21 protein-coding genes and 1 pseudogene are annotated in these 19,140 nt (G+C 68.1%); 20 read left to right on the top strand and 2 right to left on the bottom strand.

Annotation, left to right across the window (positions count from 1 at the left end; genetic code table 11):
- The first annotated feature begins 9 nt into the window (after positions 1-9).
- The 13 genes and pseudogenes from IE127_RS16305 (at position 10) to IE127_RS16250 (ending at position 10,989) form a co-directional block, all read left to right on the top strand.
- Positions 10-639, top strand: a complete 630-nt coding sequence (locus IE127_RS16305; RefSeq protein WP_189426747.1) for a hypothetical protein — start codon at positions 10-12, stop codon at positions 637-639.
- A gap of 14 nt (positions 640-653) precedes the next feature.
- On the top strand, positions 654-2,318 hold the full coding sequence (locus tag IE127_RS16300) for a DEAD/DEAH box helicase (protein WP_189426746.1): 1,665 nt from the start codon (positions 654-656) through the stop codon (positions 2,316-2,318).
- A gap of 221 nt (positions 2,319-2,539) precedes the next feature.
- A complete protein-coding gene (locus IE127_RS16295) occupies positions 2,540-2,740 on the top strand; it encodes a DUF6511 domain-containing protein (RefSeq protein WP_139084982.1) in 201 nt (66 codons plus the stop codon).
- Positions 2,740-3,507: a hypothetical protein gene (locus IE127_RS16290; protein WP_189426745.1), complete on the top strand. Its 768-nt coding sequence runs from the start codon at positions 2,740-2,742 to the stop codon at positions 3,505-3,507. The genes IE127_RS16295 and IE127_RS16290 overlap by 1 nt, the downstream gene beginning before the upstream one ends.
- Positions 3,504-5,798, top strand: a complete 2,295-nt coding sequence (locus IE127_RS16285; protein ID WP_210310523.1) for an AAA family ATPase — start codon at positions 3,504-3,506, stop codon at positions 5,796-5,798. Before IE127_RS16290 ends, IE127_RS16285 begins: the two co-directional genes overlap by 4 nt.
- Positions 5,795-6,676, top strand: coding sequence for a hypothetical protein (locus tag IE127_RS19980; RefSeq protein WP_444542494.1), 882 nt, complete (start codon positions 5,795-5,797; stop codon positions 6,674-6,676). The genes IE127_RS16285 and IE127_RS19980 overlap by 4 nt, the downstream gene beginning before the upstream one ends.
- Positions 6,673-6,876 (top strand): hypothetical protein, encoded by a 204-nt coding sequence (locus IE127_RS16275; RefSeq protein ID WP_083480157.1) that lies wholly within the window; start codon positions 6,673-6,675, stop codon positions 6,874-6,876. The genes IE127_RS19980 and IE127_RS16275 overlap by 4 nt, the downstream gene beginning before the upstream one ends.
- Positions 6,869-7,315 (top strand): DUF6362 family protein, encoded by a 447-nt coding sequence (locus tag IE127_RS16270; RefSeq protein ID WP_189426743.1) that lies wholly within the window; start codon positions 6,869-6,871, stop codon positions 7,313-7,315. Before IE127_RS16275 ends, IE127_RS16270 begins: the two co-directional genes overlap by 8 nt.
- 428 nt (positions 7,316-7,743) lie before the next feature.
- Complete coding sequence (locus IE127_RS16265; protein WP_189426742.1) at positions 7,744-9,117, top strand: site-specific DNA-methyltransferase; 1,374 nt, start codon at positions 7,744-7,746, stop codon at positions 9,115-9,117.
- A gap of 1 nt (position 9,118) precedes the next feature.
- A pseudogene (locus tag IE127_RS19750) lies at positions 9,119-9,628 on the top strand (DNA cytosine methyltransferase); the annotation flags it as partial.
- 202 nt (positions 9,629-9,830) lie between these two features.
- Positions 9,831-10,313: a hypothetical protein gene (locus tag IE127_RS19745; protein WP_244640282.1), complete on the top strand. Its 483-nt coding sequence runs from the start codon at positions 9,831-9,833 to the stop codon at positions 10,311-10,313.
- The gene (locus IE127_RS16255; RefSeq protein WP_189426740.1) at positions 10,310-10,768 is read left to right on the top strand and encodes a MerR family transcriptional regulator; all 459 of its coding nucleotides are present in this window, start codon (positions 10,310-10,312) and stop codon (positions 10,766-10,768) included. Before IE127_RS19745 ends, IE127_RS16255 begins: the two co-directional genes overlap by 4 nt.
- Positions 10,765-10,989, top strand: coding sequence for a DUF7220 family protein (locus IE127_RS16250; protein WP_189426739.1), 225 nt, complete (start codon positions 10,765-10,767; stop codon positions 10,987-10,989). The genes IE127_RS16255 and IE127_RS16250 overlap by 4 nt, the downstream gene beginning before the upstream one ends.
- Positions 10,990-11,042: 53 nt before the next feature.
- On the opposite strand, the gene IE127_RS16245 is transcribed toward IE127_RS16250, so the two are convergent.
- Positions 11,043-11,612 (bottom strand): DUF3489 domain-containing protein, encoded by a 570-nt coding sequence (locus IE127_RS16245; RefSeq protein ID WP_189426738.1) that lies wholly within the window; start codon positions 11,610-11,612, stop codon positions 11,043-11,045.
- A 91-nt stretch (positions 11,613-11,703) separates the two neighbouring features.
- Positions 11,704-11,928: a hypothetical protein gene (locus IE127_RS16240; protein WP_189426737.1), complete on the bottom strand. Its 225-nt coding sequence runs from the start codon at positions 11,926-11,928 to the stop codon at positions 11,704-11,706.
- A gap of 109 nt (positions 11,929-12,037) precedes the next feature.
- Here IE127_RS16240 and IE127_RS19830 point away from each other — a divergent pair, with 109 nt between their 5' ends.
- The 7 genes from IE127_RS19830 to IE127_RS16205 all read left to right on the top strand — a co-directional run.
- Positions 12,038-12,598, top strand: a complete 561-nt coding sequence (locus IE127_RS19830; protein ID WP_189426736.1) for a hypothetical protein — start codon at positions 12,038-12,040, stop codon at positions 12,596-12,598.
- On the top strand, positions 12,546-14,561 hold the full coding sequence (locus tag IE127_RS16230; protein ID WP_189426735.1) for a phage terminase large subunit family protein: 2,016 nt from the start codon (positions 12,546-12,548) through the stop codon (positions 14,559-14,561). Before IE127_RS19830 ends, IE127_RS16230 begins: the two co-directional genes overlap by 53 nt.
- A gap of 43 nt (positions 14,562-14,604) precedes the next feature.
- Positions 14,605-14,814, top strand: a complete 210-nt coding sequence (locus tag IE127_RS16225; RefSeq protein ID WP_189426734.1) for a phage head-tail joining protein — start codon at positions 14,605-14,607, stop codon at positions 14,812-14,814.
- Positions 14,814-16,331, top strand: coding sequence for a phage portal protein (locus IE127_RS16220; protein WP_189426733.1), 1,518 nt, complete (start codon positions 14,814-14,816; stop codon positions 16,329-16,331). Before IE127_RS16225 ends, IE127_RS16220 begins: the two co-directional genes overlap by 1 nt.
- A gap of 31 nt (positions 16,332-16,362) precedes the next feature.
- Positions 16,363-18,438 carry a prohead protease/major capsid protein fusion protein gene (locus IE127_RS16215; protein ID WP_189426732.1) on the top strand — a complete coding sequence of 692 codons (2,076 nt, stop codon included), beginning with the start codon at positions 16,363-16,365 and terminating at the stop codon, positions 18,436-18,438.
- Between the two features lie 77 nt (positions 18,439-18,515).
- Positions 18,516-18,851, top strand: a complete 336-nt coding sequence (locus tag IE127_RS16210) for a DUF2190 family protein (protein ID WP_189426731.1) — start codon at positions 18,516-18,518, stop codon at positions 18,849-18,851.
- The coding region (locus IE127_RS16205; RefSeq protein WP_189426815.1) for a head-tail joining protein at positions 18,851-19,140 on the top strand (290 nt) is incomplete at its 3' end. The genes IE127_RS16210 and IE127_RS16205, both read left to right, overlap by 1 nt.

The following is a 19,140-nucleotide window of genomic DNA, read 5'->3' as shown; positions in this document are numbered from 1 at the left end:
AGGTTCCCGATGGGTTCCTGGAACGATTTCAACGACGCGCAGAGCAACACCAACCTGATCCCGAAGGGCACGCTGGCCAAGGTGCGCCTGACCATCCGACCGGGCGGTTTCGACGATGCCTCGCAAGGCTGGACTGGCGGCTATGCCACGCGCGGCTCGACCGGCGCTGTGTACCTCAACGGCGAGTTCACGGTGACCGAGGGCCAGTACGCCCGGCGCAAGATCTTCACCTTGATCGGGCTCTACAGCCCCAAAGGGCCGGACTGGGCGAACATGGGCCGCAGCCTCGTGCGCGGTATGCTGAACTCGGCCCGCGGGATTTCCGACAAGGACATGTCGGCCGCGGCGCAGGCGGCGCGGCGGATCAGCGGCTTCGCCGATCTCGACGGGATCGAGTTCATCGCCCGCATCGACATCGGCACCGACGCCAGCGGAGACGACAAGAACGAGATCCGCAGCGCGGTCACACCGGATCATCGCGCTTACGCGCAGATCATGGGGACTGCACCGCTGCAGTTCGGCGGACAGGGTGCAGCCGGACATACCCCGCAGCAGACCACCCCTGCGGCAACGGCACATCAGCCCAGCCAGCCCGCGTCCGCCCCCGGGTTCGCCGGTCGGCCGAGTTGGGCGCAGTAAGGGGGAGATCGGCCATGCGCCTGCGCCCCCGCCAGAAGACCTTCGTCGAGCGCAGCGTGGCTGCGCTCGCCTCCCGCGGCAACACGCTGGGCGTGGCGCCCACCGGCGCGGGCAAGACCATCATGCTTTCGGCGGTCACCGGCGAGATGATCGGCGACGGCGCGAAGGCCTGCGTGCTCGCCCATCGCGACGAGCTGACGGCGCAGAACCGCGCCAAGTTCCAGCGCGTGGTGCCGGGCGTCGCCACCTCGGTGATCGACGCCACGGAGAAGTCCTGGGGCGGCCAGGTCGCCTTCGCCATGGTGCCGACGCTCGCGCGGGTCTCGAACCTCGCCGACATGCCGCGCCTCGACCTGCTGGTCGTGGATGAGGCGCACCATGCCGTCGCCGACAGCTACCGCCGCATCATCGACCGCGTGCGCGAAGCCAATCCCGATGCCCGCATCTTCGGGGTCACCGCCACGCCGAACCGGGGCGACAAGAAGGGTCTGCGCGAGGTCTTCGACAATGTCGCCGACCAGGTGCGGCTGGGCGAGCTGATCGCCTCGGGCCACCTGGTGCCGCCGCGCACCTTCGTCATCGACGTGGGCGTGCAGGACGAGCTGCGTTCGGTCCGCAAGACCATGTCGGATTTCGACATGGCGGAGGTGGCGGGCATCATGGACCGCGCCCCCGTCACCGACGAGGTGATCCGCCACTGGAAGGAAAAGGCGGGCGATCGGCAGACCGTGGTGTTCTGCTCCACCGTCGCGCATGCCGAACACGTCACCGACGCCTTCAGGGCGGCGGGCGTTTCCGCCGCGCTGATCCACGGCGACCTGGCGGCCGAGACCCGCAAGGCGATCCTCGCCGACTACGCTGCGGGCAGCATCCGCGTCGTCGTCAACGTGGCGGTGCTGACCGAGGGCTGGGACCATCCGCCCACCTCCTGCGTCGTGCTGCTGCGCCCCAGCTCCTACAAGTCCACCATGATCCAGATGGTCGGGCGCGGCCTGCGCACCGTCGATCCCGAGGAACATCCAGGCATCGTCAAGACCGACTGCATCGTGCTGGATTTCGGCACTTCCAGTCTGACGCACGGCACGCTGGAACAGGACGTCGATCTCGACGGCGGCGTTCCGACGCCGGGGGAAGCCCCGACGAAACTCTGCCCGGAATGCAAAGCCGAGATCCCGATCGCGGTCACCGAATGCCCGATCTGCGGGTGCGAGTTGCCACGCGAAGGCGCGGAGCCCATCGACAGCTTCGTGATGACCGAGCTCGATCTTCTGGAGCGATCGAGTTTCGCGTGGGTGGACCTGTTCGGCGACGACGCCGCGCTGATGGCCAACGGCTTTCACGCCTGGGGCGGCGTGTTCTTCCTCGAGGGCCGCTGGCACGCGGTCGGGGGCGCCAAGGGCAAGGCGACACGGCTCCTCGGCGTGGGCGAGCGCGTCGTCTGCCTGGCGCAGGCCGACGACTGGCTGAACGAGCACGAGACCGACGAAAGCGCCTTCAAGTCGAAAGGCTGGCTGAAGCAGGACGCGACCGAGAAGCAGCTGAACTGCCTGCCGCCCGAATTCCGGCGCGATTACGGCCTGACGCGCCATCGCGCCTCCGCGCTGATCTCGTTCCAGTTCAACAAGCGCGACATCCGGCGCCTCGTCACGGCGGCCGAGCCCGAGCGGAGGGCGGCGTGAATCATGTCGCGCAAGTCCCATCCCCGCCCGCAGCGCCTGCGTATTGCCCGGAGCGTATTCGGCTCTGGCACCCGCGCCTCAAGCCTTGCGCCGTCTGTCTGCGCCCCGCGCGCGGCTTCGGCTTCTTCAACCCCTACAAACCCCGCCCTCGCGAACACCGCTGGTTCTGCTCGATGCACTGCCAGGCGTTCTTCGCGGCTCGCCACCGGAAAGGACTGACCATGCAGGGAACGACCGATGAAGAACGCCTCGCCATTGCACTGGTGATGAAGCGGCTGGGCCAGACGATGGAGCTGATCGGCTGGGACAAGCGGCTGCGCGATCTCACCGAAACCGATGTCACCGCCCTGATTGAGGAGGTGCTGGAGGGCTATGGCGCCGAGATGTCGCGCATCGCTGCCGGGAGCGAGGTGCCGTTTTGATGCTGGATTTCAACCCGCGCCCCTCCATGGCCGAGCGGATCAACGCGCTGGTCGACGCCGCGCTGATCGCCGAGCGGGAGGCCACACCGCCCCGGACCTATCTCGGCGCGTCCCGTCTGGGACATGCCTGCGAACGCGCGCTGCAGTTCGAGTTCGCAGGCGCGCCCAAGGACGAGAGTGCGGACTTCGGCGGGCAGACTCTGCGGATCTTCGAGATCGGTCACCAGCTCGAGGATCTGGCGATCCGCTGGCTGCGGGCGGCCGGGCTGGACCTCTACACCCGCAAGGGCAACCGCCCCGATGGCGAACAGTTCGGCTTCTCTGTCGCGGGCGGTCGCATCCGCGGCCATGTCGACGGGATCATCTCCGGCGCCCCGGCCGCGCTCGGTCTTCGCACCCCGGCGCTCTGGGAATGCAAGACGATGAACGCGAAGAACTGGCGGGCCTGCGTCAAGGACGGGGTCGCCGTCTCCAAGCCCGTCTATGCCGCGCAGATCGCGATTTATCAGGCCTACATGGAGCCTTCGGTGCCGGGCATTTCCGCAGCCCCGGCGCTGTTCACGGCGATCAACAAGGACACGGCCGAACTGCATCACGAGCAGGTCGCCTTCGATGCCGATCTGGCGCAGCGCATGTCCGACCGCGCGGTGCGGATCCTGCAAGCCACCGACGCCGGCGAGCTGCTGCCCCGCATCGCCGCCAGCCGCGACTTCTTCGAATGCCGGTTCTGCGCCCATGCCGAGCGGTGCTGGGGGTTGGCGGTATGAGCGACGACAAGATCATCCACTTCAATCCATGGCGGGATTTCAACGACGCGGCACCGCTGCCCGATCCCTTCGCCGTGGAACCGGATCCCGCGCAGATCGCGCGCTTCGTCGACGTGGTCTTCGGCTATTCCGAGGGACTGATCCCTGTCCGTGGCTTCGTGGACAAGGGTCAGGGCAAGGACGGTCGGCCTCACAACATCTGGATCGACGCGAACGGCGCGGCGCCCGACAAACTCGCCACCTTCGCCGCCTGGGGCGCGCGCGAGGGAGCGGCGGTATATGTCATTCCCGGTACGGTCGCGGAAACCGGACAGGCGCGTGCCGCCGATGTCCTGCAGATGCAGAGCGTCGTCGTCGATCTGGACGCAGGCGACATCCCCGCCAAGCTCGATCATCTCGTCCACCACCTCGGGCGACCGACGCTGATCGTCGAGAGCGGCGGGCGCACAGCCGATGGCGCGACCAAGCTCCATGTCTGGTGGAAGCTGACCGAGCCCGCCGAAGGCGCCGATCTCGCGCGGCTTTGCCAGTTGCGGGGCGATATCGCGCTCAAGGTCGGTGGCGACATGCATTTCCGCTCGGCGCACCAGCCGATCCGCGTGCCCGGCACAGTCTATCACAAGGGCGGACAGGAACGGCTCGTCCTGATCCGTGAAGCCAGCGATCTCGAGTTCGATCTGGCCGACATGCTCGAGCGCGCGGGCGAGATGCCGCCCATGCCCGGTGTCGGCATGGTGACGGCCGAGCCGCGCGAGAAACCCTGCGTGGACGCAGCCCTTACCACACCGGTCCGCGAGGGCGGCCAGGACGCCTGGACGCGGTTCGAAGGCGTCAGCATGGCAATCGGACACTATGTCCGCATGGCGCATGAGGGGCGGATGAGCCGGGAGGAAGCCTGGCGCGCCATCGGCGAATACAACGCGGCGATGATCCGGCCGAACTGGCCGGAAGACCGTCTCTGGGTCGAATACGAGCGGCTCTGGTCGCTGCACATCGCGAGGAACGGCCCGCCGCTCATTCGGAACGACGGCGCTCCTGCGGCAAGGGAGATCGCCACCTTCACCCTGGGCGCGCTGCTGGACGACGGCACGCCGATGCCCGACGACATCATCGGCCCGCGCGTCCTGACCCCGGGCGGCATGCTGGTGCTGGGCGGCGCGCCCAAGGTCGGCAAGAGCGATCTCGTTATCAGCTGGCTGGTGCACATGGCTGCCGGTGTGCCGTTCCTCGGCTTCACGCCGCCACGGCCGCTGCGCGTGTTCTATCTGCAGGCCGAGATCCAGTACCATTATCTGCGCGAGCGCATGCAGCAGATCGGCCTGCCGCCCGAGGTGATGGCCGCCGCCCGCGAAAATCTTGTCGTCACGCCGAAGCTGAAACTGCTGCTCGATGAGGGTGGCAGCGCGCTGGTCGCGCAGGCGATCCAGCAGGCGTTCCCGGCCGAGCCCGTCGACATCCTGTGCATCGACCCGATCCGCAACCTGTTCGACGGCGGACCTGACGGCGGTGGCGAGAACGACAACGCCGCGATGATGTTCTTTCTCAAGGACCGGGTCGAGGTGCTTCGCGACCACGTAAACCCCGACTGCGGGATCATCCTGATCCACCACACCAAGAAGCTCAGCAAGCATCAGGTGAAGGAGGATCCGTTCCTCGCGCTTTCGGGCGCCAGCGCGCTGAGGGGCTTCTACACCTCCGGCCTCATCCTGCACCGCCCCGACGAGGACGCGTCAGAGCGCAAGCTGGAGATCGAGCTGCGCAACGGCCCCGCGCTGCCCTCGAAGCTGATCGACAAGGTGCGCGGCCAATGGGTCGAGATCAACCCGATGAACGAGCGCCTCGTGCGCGCCGAGGTGGGCGCAAAGCATGACGCCGAGCGCATGCGCAAGAACGACGTCATCCTCTGCCTGCTCTACGAGGAGGCGCGGCGCGGCAAGCTCTACACCTTCGCCCAGTTTTCCGAAGCATTCGAGAATACCGGGGGGCTCGGCGGGCGGACCATCGTCCACGACCGGCTCAGCGTTCTCGCCACCAAGGGCAAGGTCAAGTTCATCCGCGGCCCCGCCGCCACGCGCATCGGCCTCGCCGCGGAGCGGAGCAAGTACGGCTATCTCTGCGTCGAGGGAATGCTGCTCGGCACGGGCGGCGAGACCGTCGATCCCGACACGGGCGAGGTCACGCCGGAGCTGATCCCGGCGCTGCCCAGCCACTACAAATGCCCGCAGACCGGGGCTGTCCTGCCCGTCGAGAACCCCTTCGTCTGGGTCTACCAGGAGGAGGACGAGGCATGAGAATTCACGCCGTTCCCCGCCGCGAATTCTGGCTCCGCAGCCCCGGATTCTGGCCAGAATCCGCAGATTCTGCTCCCCGCGCGAAATCCGGATTCTGGTTTTTCCAGTTTGTTTTCAGCGGCTTGTGCGGTGCTGTCCAGAATCCGGAAGGCCCTTTCCGAATTCTGCTCCGGATTCTGGAAGTTCTGTTTTGGATCAATGTCTTGGAGCAGATTCCAGAATTCGGAGAACGCTCCCCTAAAGGGGTAGGTGACCTCCCCGCCAGGCGCGGGAGGGTCACCACCTACCCCTGGGCAATCTCAAAGGCTGCATGTCCCGCCCGTCACACCATCGAGCAGCAACCCGGAAAGGAGCCGATCATGGCCCATGTATCTCTGAACCCGACACCCATGAGCGCCCCGTTCCCCGGCGTGCCTGTCGTTCTCGCCCTCGATCTCGGCACCACGACCGGCTGGGCCCTGCAGGCGGCGGACGGTCTGATCACCAGCGGCACCGTGTCATTCCGGCCCAGCCGCTATGACGGCGGGGGCATGCACTACGTGCGGTTCCGGGGCTGGCTCGAGCAGCTGGCGAACGACGCCGGAGCCATCACCGCCATCCACTTCGAGGAAGTGCGCAGGCACGTCGGGACTGACGCGGCGCATGTGTATGGCGGGCTGCTGGCCACGCTGACGTCATGGGCGGAGACCGCGGGCGTCGCCTATCAGGGCGTGCCGGTCGGCACCATCAAGCGCCACGCCACCGGCAAGGGCAACGCGAACAAGGACGCCATGATGGCGGCCGCCCGAGCGCGCGGCTTTTCGCCCGCCGACGACAACGAGGCCGACGCCATCGCGATCCTGCTCTGGGCGCTGGAGACCCGGGGAGGTGTGCAATGAGCGGCATGCGGTTCACGCCCAAGGGCTACGGCGGTCACCGCCGCAACCCTGACGAGGTCAAGCGCGACGGCTGGAAGGAACAGGGCCTGCTGGCCGTCGCCGTCGACGACGACCGCCTGACCTGGCCGGAGCGAGAGCTGGTGCGCCAACTCGGCGAGCGGCTCTACGGCAAGCGGGAACAGGAGGCGCGCCATGGGTGAGTGGACCACAGCGCAGGTGCAGGATCGGCTTGAACTTGCGGCGGGCGTGATGCGGCAGATGCCGGGCGTGATGCCGCAGGGCTTCTTCAACGCCTGGCCCGAGTATTTCCACAGCTTCGCCGACAAGGTCGGTCAGGAGCCGCAGATGCGTCGCCCGAGGCCCAGCCCGCGACAGATCACGCAGGCGGAAGAAGCGATGCTCTGGCTGCGCTGGCTTGAGCCCGAGGATCGGCGCCTTGTCTGGGCCCGCGCCGACGGAATGGCGTGGAAGCCGATCTGCTGGCAGTTCGGCCTGTCGCGCACGGCCGCGACCAAGCGCTGGCAGTACGGCCTTGCGGTGATCGCCTGGCGGCTGAACGGTCGCGTGCCGTCGCCCCGGCGCTCGCAGCAGTTCGTCATCGAAAACGCCAATCGGCTGTCAAGAAAAATCGTCCTCTGAGGAAATTTTCGGGTGTACATCGCAGGGCCTTACACATTTCGTCGAGGCCGTTAGAAAACCAATATGCTCGGGAGAGGAGCGCGCAGGCAGAGGCCGCGGCGCTGGCTTCCAGGGTCCAGCGAGGGGTCCAACCGGGGTCCAATGGGCTAACCCATTGAGTTCTTGGTTCCTTCCTGGCGATATTCGTATGCTGGCGGGCGAAGCGCGGCGCATCGCCAGCGACAGGGCCGGATTTTTGGGAAGCCACCCCGGCCGGAAGCCACCGCGCAACCTGAAATAACCACGCAATAACAGCGCATTGTCTGGTGGACTCCGGGGTGGATACCCTGGACTCCGGAATCCAACTGGAAGCCGGTGGACTCCACCACGCCGGAAGCCACCGCACGGCGCCGCTGATTGCCGCTGACCCATCATCGACAGGATTCCTCATGACCCTCGCCTTCGCCCCCGAGCGGATCGAGCAATGGCCGCTTGCGCGCCTCGTGCCCTACGCGAAGAACGCGAAGGCGCATGGCGCTGACCAGGTCGCGAAGATCGCCGCCAGCATGGCCGAGTTCGGCTGGACCGTGCCCTGCCTCGTTGGCGAGGACGGCGAGCTGATCGCCGGGCATGGGCGCGTCCTGGCCGCCACCCAGCTCGGGCTGCTTGAGGCCCCGGTCATCGTGCTCGGCCATCTGACCGAGGCGCAGCGACGGGCCTACCGCATCGCGGACAATAAATTGACCGAACTTGGAAGCTGGGATGAGGCGTTGCTCTCGGCCGAGTTGAACGAGCTGCTGGCCGAGGATTTCGACCTGTCGCTGGTCGGCTTCTCCGACGGCGAGCTGGACAAGCTGCTGGCCTTTGTGCCGGAGGGCGACGGCGAACAAGGCGGCGGTGCCAGCGTGCCGCCGGTGACCATTCCCGAGCCGCCGCGTAACCCGGCGTCGCGGGCGGGCGATCTCTGGATCCTTGGCGATCACCGGCTGCTCTGCGGGGATTCGACCAGCCACACCGATGTGCGCCGGTTGATGAACGGCGAACGGGCGATCCTGTTCGCGACCGACCCGCCCTATCTCGTCGACTACGATGGCTCCAACCATCCGACGCGCAACAAGGACTGGAGTCAGTCCTACGGCGTGACCTGGGACGATTCGTCGCAAGGCGCCGAACTCTACGACGGCTTCATCGGCGCCGCTGTGGCGGAAGCCATCGCCGAAGACGCTGCCTGGTATTGCTGGCACGCCTCGCGCCGTCAGGCGATGCTGGAGGCCTGCTGGGAAAAGGCCGGCGCCTTCGTTCACCAGCAGATCATCTGGGTGAAGGACCGCGGCGTGCTGACCCGGTCACATTATCTGTGGAAGCACGAGCCCTGCTTCATGGGCTGGCGCCGCCCGAACCGCCCGCCGAAGGTGGCGGAGGAAACCTTGGCCTCGACGTGGGCGCTGCCCAGCTTCGCCAAGGACGACCGGCCCGACCACCCGACGCCGAAGCCGCTCGACGCCTTCGGCATCCCGATGCGCCAGCATGTGGCGCGTGGCGGGCTTTGCTACGAGCCGTTCTCGGGCTCCGGCTCGCAGATCATGGCGGGCGAGGCCAATGGCCGCCGCGTCTTCGCGATGGAGATCAGCCCCGCCTATGTCGATGTCGCCGTGGAACGCTGGCAGGCCGAGACCGGTCGCGACGCGATCCTCGATGGTGACGGCCGGACCTTCGCGCAGGTGAGAACCCAGCGGCTGGGCGACGACGCCGAGGCCCCAGCAGATATGCCGGACACGGACGCCGCCCCCGAACGCGCGCGAAAGCGCAAGACCGCCGCGTGACATGCATGACCTGGCTCTACATCCCTCCGGACGCGCTTCCGGAACCGGAGACGCATGCCTCTTCGGTCTCTCCCTGTGCTCCGGCGCAGGCGGTCTCGAACTCGGGCTCGCCATCGCCATCCCTAGATATCGTTCTGTGGGCCATGTCGAACGGGAAACCTTCGCCGCAGCCACTCTCGTGGCGCGGATGGAAGACGCGGCCCTGGATCACGCGCCTGTCTGGGACGATGTTGCCAGCTTCGATGGCCGCCCATGGCGTGGCGCGGTGGACATCGTCACTGCGGGATATCCGTGCCAGCCTTTTTCGGTCGCGGGCAAGCGCCGGGGCGCGGACGACCCGCGCCACCTCTGGCCGCATGTCGCCCGCATCATCAATGAAGTCGAGCCGCCCTTCGTCTTCCTCGAGAATGTCGCCCATCATCTCCGCCTCGGCTTCCCCGAAGTCGCCAGCGGACTGGTCGGCATGGGCTACCGCCTTGCGGCAGGCCTCTTCACGGCGGCGGAAGTCGGGGCGCCCCATCGGCGCGAGCGGCTGTTCATCCTCGCCATCCGCGAGGGCGACGAGCTGGCCGACCCCGCGCGCCTGCTCTGGAACCCGATCGAGTGGCGGCAACCGGACGGAACTGCTGCGGCTCTGGCCGACGCCGAGGGCCAGCGCCAACGAGAACCGGCAGACGAAACCGACGCCATCGCAGGAAGCGGGGCAGCATGGAATGAACCTCGCGACGACAGCCGCGATGTGGCCGACGCCGGAGACCGACAGCTTCCGCAGCCGGGGTGGCGACAGGCGCGACGAGAAGGGTCTGGACCGGATGGCGCGGGACTGGCCGACGCCGATGGCGAACGACGGGTGCAAGCCGAGCGCGGGCAATCGCAAGACGGCCGATCTGACCCATGCCAGCCGCATGTGGATGACGCCGACGGCACGGGACCACAAGGACGGGGCGACCAGTCTTGCCAACACCCCGGTCAACGGGCTCCTTGGCCGCCAGGTCCTGGTGACGCCGATGGCTGGGAGCGATACCTCCGAGCCGCGCCGGACGCTGAACCCGCTGTTCGTCGAGGCGCTGATGGGCTGGCCCACCGGGTGGACCGGCTTCGCCTCTGTGGAAACGGCGTGGTGCCTCTGGTTGCGGCGCATGCGCTGCGAACTCTCGCAGCTCAGTTGCTGGCCGATGGATGAGGTGGCGGGATGACGACATGGACAATCCATGAGGTCACAGATGCCTGCGCAATGACGACCGGGGAACTGAGCCAGTGGATTTCTCGCGGTCACTTCATCCCGTCGTCAACTCCCGAAAACGGGAACGCACGGCAGTTCGACTGGCGCGATCTCGCATGCCTTGCTGTCATGAGCGCACTGCGGAAGCATTCACTGTTGATCGGTGAACTCGGGTTCATCACCTCGGAGCTTCGCGAAGACCTCGACGGCATCGAGGAGATCACTGCCAGCGTCGGCTTGTACTTTTTCTGCGCGGGCTGGTCTGATCGGCAACCGAGCCCGACGGTTGGACTGGTGGCCGAAGAGGAACTCGCCGCCGTTCTGAAGCACCGCCCCGCTACGATCATCGTCGTGGATGTCGCGAAAGCGTATCGGGAGGCCGTCCGTTCGATCGCCGCGCAAGCCGATGGCAAAGGCCCCGCGTCATGAAGCAAAGCCGCACCATGTCGATGCTGGAGGCCGCGACCAATGTCGTCGTCGGCTATGTGCTGGCCATCGCCACGCAGATCGTGGTGTTCCCGTGGTTCGGGATCGAGACCGGACTCGGCGACCATCTGACCATCGGCCTCGCCTTCGTCGGCATCTCGCTGGCACGTGGTTTCCTGCTGCGGCGGCTGTTCGAGGCGATCCGGATGCGGAGCGCCAGATGAGCAACCGCCGACCCCGAGGGACGGCGGTCGTTTTCTCGTCGGGTCCACGTGCGTCAAGCGGCGGGCAACTTGTAGACCCGTCCGCGCCCCTCGATCTTCTCCGAGGTCACCTCAAGCCCGAGCTTCTTTTTCAGCGCTCCGGCCATCGCGCCCCTGACCGTGTGACCAGCCCATTGGAGTGCGGTGGCGATCTCGTCGATGGTGGCGCCTTCCGGGGCGCGCAGCATGGCGATCAGGGCGGCCTGTTTGGTGCCCTCGCGCGGCGTGCGCGCCTTGGGCCCGCCTTGGGGTTCGGTGGCGGTATCCGGCGCGGGCGCGTCGCTCGGCGGTTCGTTGGCGCCGGTGGGCGCGCTGTTCGCGTCCTCGGGCTTGCCGATGGCAGCGAGGCCCGCGTCGGTCGCGACCAGCGTGACGCCGTGGCCATCGCCGGTCTCGCGCCAGACGGGTTCGCCGTTGTGCATGTTCGCATCGACCTCTTCGAGGAAGCCCTTGGCGAGCATCGCGCCGACCACCTTGGCGGCGGCACCGCCGCGCAGGCTCTCGGGCAGCGGCAGGGCGATGCGGTCCTCGCGCTGCGCAGCGGCGCTCAGGATGATCGCTTGCGTATCGGAAAGTTTAGTCATCGGGTCGTCTCCGTATCGGGGCGCGCGGGATGCGAACCCTGCTACGAGGCCGAGCCCGCCAGTCGGCGGGCGAGACCCGGAGTGGTTCCTCTCACTCGGCGTGTTCGCCTTCGCGGAACGCCATGTCGGTGATCTCGCGCAGCTTGGCGCGGTAGTGGTTCAGGGTGCCGACGTGCCCCCAGTTGACCTCGTCGGGGCTGGTCTCGAAATGGTCCGCGCTGAGGGCGGCGAGCCGCTCCAGCATTGCGTCGATCTCGAACTTGGTGGCGAGGAAGGCGTCGAGGGCCTTGGAGTCGTCGGTCGCGCGGCGGGTCATCTTGGTGGCTCCGTGGTCGGGTTGCATCGTCCTGCATCCGTGTTCGCTCTGTCCGCGATGCTTATCAACTGAATAAGCACCTGAATCTGAATGATAATCGGAGCCGCCGATGCAGGGCATGAGCGAGCGCCAGTATGCCGCCCATGCCGGGCTGTCGCGCGGCGCGATCCAGAAGGCGAAGGCGGCCGAGCGGCTGGTGCTGTTCGCCGATGGCAGCATCGACGCCGTGACCAGCGATGCGCGCCGGGCGGAAACAACCGACCCGTCCAAGACCCGCAAGCCGCCCGCGCCCAAGCTGAAGCCTGTCCCCGAGGCGGCCGTGGCCGCCGTCGGCGACACCCTGCGCGAACAGGGGCTGGCTGTCCCGGCCGTCGGTGGCGGCACCACGTTCCTGCAGGCCAAGACCGCCAACGAGGTGCTGAAGGCGCAGGAGCGGCGCATCCGGCTCCAGAAGCTGAAGGGGGAGTTGATCGAGCGGGCCCGCGCGCTGGCGCTGGTGTTCCGGCTGGCGCGGGAGGAGCGGGACGCGTGGGTGAACTGGCCTGCGCGCGCGGCGGCGCTGATGGCGGCCGATCTGGGCGTCGAGCCGGCCGCGATGCAGAAGGTTCTGGAGAAACATGTCCGTGCCCACCTCGACGAACTCGCCGAGGTCCGGCCCGACTTCAGGTGACAATCACGGTGATGGCGATGCCCTGACCGGGTTCGACGGCGCGGCGGAGATCCTGCGCGCCTGGGGCAGCGGGCTCAGGCCCGACCCGGATCTGACCGTGTCGGAATGGGCCGACCGGCACCGGATGCTCTCGGGCCGCGCCTCGGCCGAGCCGGGGCGGTATCGCACGATCCGCACGCCCTACATGCGCGAGATCATGGATCGGCTGTCGCCGGGCGATGCCACGCAGCGGGTGGTGTTCATGAAGGCGGCGCAGGTCGGCGCGACCGAGGCGGGCAACAACTGGATCGGCTTCGTCATCCACCAGGCGCCGGGGCCGATGCTGGCGGTCCAGCCGACGGTGGAACTGGCCAAGCGCAACTCGCGCCAGCGGATCGATCCGCTGATCGACGAGAGCCCCGAGCTGCGGGAGCGGGTCAAACCGGCCCGGTCCCGCGACGCGGGCAACACGATGCTGTCCAAGGAGTTTGCGGGCGGCATCCTGATCATGGCCGGGGCCAACTCGGCGGTCGGGCTGCGCTCGACCCCCGCGCGCTACATCTTTCTCGATGAGGTCGATGCCTATCCGGCCTCGGCCGACGAGGAAGGCGATCCGGTCACGCTGGCGGAAGCGCGGTCGTTGACCTTCGCCCACCGGCGCAAGGTGCTGCTGGTCTCGACGCCCACCATCCGGGGGCTGTCCCGCATCGAGCGGGAATTCGAGGCCAGCGACCAGCGGCGGTTCTTCGTGCCGTGCCCGCATTGCGGCGTGATGCAGTGGCTGAAATTCGACCGGCTGCGCTGGCAGAAGGGCAAGCCGGAGACAGCCGAATATCATTGCGAGGGCTGCGATCAGCCCATCGCCGAGCACCACAAGACGGCGATGCTGGAGGGCGGCGAATGGCGGGCGACCGCCACGGCCGCCGATCCGACCACGGTCGGCTACCACCTCTCGGCGCTCTATTCGCCGGTGGGCTGGCTCAGCTGGCCGCGCATCGCCCGTGGCTGGGAGGCGGCCCAAGGGTCGGACGAGGCGATCAAGGCGTTCCGCAACACGATCCTCGGCGAGACATGGGTCGAGGCGGGGGAAGCCCCCGACTGGCAGCGGCTCTACGACCGCCGCGAGGCGTGGAAACCGGGCACGGTGCCGGCAGGCGGGTTGTTCCTGACCGCCGGGGCGGACGTCCAGAAGGACCGGATCGAGGTCGATGTCTGGGCCTGGGGCCGTGGGTTGGAGTCCTGGCTCGTCGATCATGTCGTGATCGAGGGCGGACCGGATCGGCATGAGGCGTGGGGCGACCTGACCGCGCTGCTGGATCGAAGCTGGCCGCACGAAGGCTGCGCGCATCTCAGGATCGCGCGTCTCGCCATCGACACCGGCTACGAGGCTCCGGCCGTCTACGCTTGGTCGCGCAAGGCCGGGTTTGCACAGGTTTCGCCGGTGAAGGGTGTCGAAGGCTTCAATCGCTCGAGCCCGGTCTCGGGCCCGACCTTCGTCGATGCGACCGAGGGCGGCAAACGCCTGCGGCGCGGGGCGCGGCTCTGGACGGTGGCGGTGTCGACCTTCAAGGCCGAGACCTACCGCTTCCTGCGGCTGGCGCGGCCGACGGAAGAAGAACGCGCCGAGGGCGCGGCGTTTCCGCCCGGCACCATCCACCTGCCGACATGGGTGGAGAGCGAATGGTTGAAACAGGTCGTGGCCGAACAGCTGGTAACGGTGCGCACGAAACGGGGCTTTGCCAAGCTGGAATGGCAGAAGCTGCGCGAGCGCAACGAGGCGCTGGACTGCCGGGTCTACGCCCGCGCCGCCGCCTGGATCGCCGGTGCGGACCGTTGGCCGGACGAAAAATGGCGCGACCTCGAGGATCAGCTCGGGGCGGTGCCGACCGACAGTGATCCGGCGGGGCAGATCAACCGACCGGGACAGGCCCCGCAGGGCAAACGCCGCTCCGACTGGCTCGGGCGGCGTGGAGGGTGGTTTTAGGCCAGTGGCGTGACGGCCGCGAGGCCCGGCAAGGAAGGCAGCAATGACGGACTGGACGGAAACCGAGCTCTCGGCGCTGCGCCGGGCCTATGCCAGCGGCACGACCCGCGTCAGCTATGACGGCAAGTCGGTGGACTACGGCTCGGCCGAGGATCTGCTGGCGCGCATCCGCATCATCGAACGCGCCATCGCGGGAACGACGCGGCCGCTGCCCGTGGCGGGGCTTGCGGGCTTCTCGCGCGGGGATCGGTGATGTCGGTGACCTGGTTCGACCATGCCATCGCCACGGTGGCGCCGCGCATGGCGGCCCGCCGCATGATGGCGCGGCAGGTCTTCGAGACCCTGACGCGGGGCTATGACGGCGCCGCGCGCGGGCGGCGCACGGAGGGCTGGCGCGCGCCGGGATCCTCGGCCGACACCGAGATCGGCGTGGCCGGGGCGCTGTTGCGTGATCGGATGCGCGATCTCGTGCGCAACAACCCGCATGCGGCGAAAGCCGTGGCGGTGCTGGTCAACAACATCATCGGCGCAGGCATCATGCCGCGCGCCGCCAGTGGTGACGACACGCTCGACCGGAAGGTTGACGCCCTCTTCGAACGCTGGACGGCGGAGTGCGACGCCGACGGACAGCTCGACTTCTATGGTCTGCAGACGCTGATCTGCCGCGAGATGGTCGAGGCGGGCGAGGTTCTGGTGCGCCGCCGTTTGCGGCGCGCCAGCGACGGTCTGCCCGTGCCGCTGCAGTTGCAGGTGCTGGAGGCCGACTTCCTCGACGCCACCAAGTCCGGAGCCCTCGGCGCGGGACGCCTCGTGCAGGGGATCGAGTTCGACCCGGTCGGAAAGCGCCGGGCCTACTGGCTGCATGCCGAGCATCCGGGCGACGCCTATGGGGCCTTGCAGAACGGTCTGCAGAGCCGCCCGATCCCGGCGACCGAGATCGCCCACGTCTATGAGAAGCAGCGCACGCAGGCGCGCGGCGTCCCCTGGGGTGCGCCGGTGATCCGCAGCTTGCGCGATCTCGACGATTACGAGGTGGCCGAACTGGTCCGCAAGAAGACCGAAGCCTGCGTCACCGCCATCGTCTTCGGCGACGACGAGGCGCAGCAGGGCATCGCGCCCTCGGTGGTCGATGCCGACGGGAACCGGGTCGAGCAGTTTGAGCCGGGGCTGATCGCCTATGCCCGCGGCGGCAAGGACATCCGCTTCAACCAGCCCTCGGCGACCGGCGGCTACGGTGAATACAAGCGGGCGAGCCTGCACACGATCTCGGCCGGGTTCCGGGTGCCCTACGAGCTGCTGACCGGCGATCTCAGCCAGGTGAACTATTCCTCGATCCGGGCCGGGCTCGTCGAGTTCCGCCGCCAGATCGACGCGGTGCAGTGGCAGCTGTTCATCCCGATGTTCTGCGCCCCGGTCTGGCGCTGGTTCACGGAGGCCGCATGGGTGGCAGGCCAGATCCCGACACCGGATGTGCCGGTGGAATGGTCGCCGCCGAAGTTCGACGCCGTCGATCCCTACAAGGACGCGATGGCCGACCTGCTGGCGATCCGCTCCGGCACCATGACGCTGGCGCAGGCCATCGCCCGGCAGGGCCACAATCCCGATGCGGTGCTGGCCGAGATCGCCGCGACTAACGCCAGGCTCGACGAGCTGGGGCTGGTGCTCGACAGCGATCCGCGCCGGGTCACCAAGACCGGCAGCGCCCAGACCAGCGACCCGGCGAATGATCCGGCCGCGGCTGACCCGACCGCTGACGCGGAAACCGACTGAGGCCACAGGCCGACCAACAGGACTGACCTTCATGGACACGATGATTGAACTGCCGGCCCTGCGCCGGTCGGCGGAGCTTGCGCCGAACACGGCCGATGCCGACACCCGCACCGTCGAGGTGGTCTGGTCGGCAGGGGCGCGGGTCCGCCGCGCGACCTTTTTCGGCGAGCCCTATGACGAGGAGCTGAGCCTCGACCCCGCCCATGTCCGGCTCGACCGGCTGAACGCGGGCGCGCCGTTCCTGAAGGTGCATGAGCTCGACACGCTCGACGCGGTGATCGGCTCGGTCGTGCCGGGCTCGGCCCGGATCGAGAACGGGCGCGGCATCGCCTTGGTGCGGATCAGCGAGCGTGCCGATGTCGAGCCGATCTGGCGCGACATCCAGGCCGGGCACATCCGCGCGGTCTCCATCGGCTACCAGGTCCACCGCTTCGAGGTCTCGAAACCCGAGGCTGCGCGCGAACTCTGGCGGGCGGTGGACTGGACGCCGTTCGAGGTCTCCGCCGTCGCGGTCGGGGCCGACCCCGCCGCGGGCTTCCGCGCCCAGCACCCCCTTCACGACTGCGTCCTCCACCGCCGGGACGCCCCCACAGAGCAAGGAGCATTCCCGATGACGGACAAGACCCAGACCCCGGCGCGCGACGCCGCAACCCCCGCCACCACCCAGCCGACCGAGCCGGTCGAAACCGAGGACACCCCCATGACCGAGCCGAATGTGGCTGCGCCCGAACCGAAGGTCGCCGCCAGCGAACCGAAGGTCCGCGCAAGTGAGACGCGCAGCCAGCCGAAGACGCAGGCAACTTCCGCGCCCGACACCGAGGCGGTCGCCACCCGCGCCCGCGAGGCCGAGCGCGACCGCGTCTCCACCATCTACGATCTGGCCGGGCGGCTGAACCTCGAGCGCGGCTTCGCCGAGGATCTGGTCAAGCGCGGCGTCAGCGTGGACGAGTCCCGCCGCCTGATCCTCGATCAGGTCGCCGCCAAGTCCGATGAGACCCGGACCTTCGGCCATGTCTCCGTCCCGCTCGGCGGCCGGGACGAGCGCATCACCCGCCGCGACGCGGTGGCGAACGCGCTGCTGCATCGCTATAGCCCGACGCTGTTCCAGCTCGAGGACGCCGCGCGCCAGTATCGCGGCATGACCCTGCTGGAACTGGCCCGCGAAAGCCTCGGCAATGCCGGGGTAAACACGCGCGGCCTGTCGCGCGACGAGGTGGCGACGCGGGCGCTGCATTCGACCTCGGACTTCCCCGAGATCCTGTCGGCGGTGACCAACAAGACCCTGCGGCAGGCCTACGAGGCCTATCCCCGCACCTTTATGCTGTTCTGCCGCCAGGTGCTCGCCACCGACTTCAAGGCGATGCACCGGGTGCAGCTCGGCGAGGCGCCGCAGCTGCTGGAGGTCGGCGAAAGCGGCGAGTTCAAGCGCGGGACGCTGGGCGAGAGCAAGGAGAGCTACAAGGTCAAGACCTATGGCCGGGTGGTCGCGATCACCCGCCAGACGCTGATCAATGACGATCTCGACGCCTTCACCCGGATCCCGGCGATGTACGGCAACTCCATCGCCCAGCTCGAGTCGGACGTGGTCTGGGGCATCATCACCGCCAACCCGGCGATGGCCGACGGCAACGCGCTCTTCCACAGCACGCACAAGAACCTCGCCGGCACCGGCACGGCGCTGGCGGTCGATGCGGTGGGCGCGGCGCGGGCGGCGATGGCCAAGCAGACGGGTCTCGACAAGAAGACGGTGCTGAACGTCCGCCCCGCCTTCCTGATCGTGCCCGCCTCGCTGGAACTGAAGGCCGAGCAGCTGGTCGCGCAGAACCTCGTGCCCGCCGCGACGTCCAGCGTCGTGCCGCAGTCGATCCGCACGCTCGCGCCGATCAGCGAGCCGCGCCTCGACGCCGCCAGCGAGACCGCCTGGTATCTTGCGGCCAGCCCGAACCAGATCGACACCATCGAGTACGCCTATCTCGAGGGGCAACAGGGCGCCTACATCGAGACCCGCAACGGCTTCGACGTGGACGGCGTCGAGATCAAGTGCCGCCTCGACTTCGGCGCCAAGGCGATCGACTGGCGCGGTCTCTACAAGAACCCGGGTGCATAACCTGCACCCCAAGCTGAACCCTGACATGCGGGCGGTCCAATCGGGCCGCCCTTCGTCTTTCCACGAGGATCCTCCCCATGAAAAACTTCTTCCAGCCCGGCAACACCATCACCCTGACCGCTCCCTATGCCGTTGCCTCCGGCGAGGGCCTGCTCGTCGGTGCCATCTTCGGCGTCGCTTCCGGCACCGCCTCCCTCGGCGAAACCGTCGAGACCGCGCTCGTCGGCGTGTTCGACCTGACCAAGGTCGGCAGCCAGGCATGGGCCGCAGGCGCGAAGGTCTATTGGGACGACACCAACAAGCGCTGCACCACGGTCGCTACCGACAATACCCTGATCGGCGTGGCCGTCGAGGCGGTGGCGAGCGGCGCGGGCGACACCATCGGCCGGGTGCGGCTCAACGCGGCGTTCTGATGAGCGCCTTCGCCGCTGCCGTCAGCGCGCTCTTTGCGGATCCCAACATCGGCCGGGACGCGATCTACATCGCCGACGGCGGCGCGCCTGTGCTGGTGCGCGTCGTTGCCCGGCGTGCGGATGCGATCACAGACTTCGGCGATGCCCGGCTCTGGTCCGAGTCCACCGGGATCGACCTGCGTGTTGCCGAGGTTCCAGCCCCGCGCCCCGGCGACCGCATCGAGATCGACGGCGACGCCTTCCTCATTCAGGGTGAGCCTGTTCGCGACCGCGAGCGGCTGGTCTGGAC

Source organism: Devosia pacifica (assembly GCF_014652635.1).
In the GTDB taxonomy this organism is placed as follows: Bacteria; Pseudomonadota; Alphaproteobacteria; order Rhizobiales; family Devosiaceae; genus Devosia; species Devosia pacifica.
The sequence above is the reverse complement of the archived record's forward strand: the minus strand, read 5'-3'. Positions and strand labels throughout refer to the sequence as shown.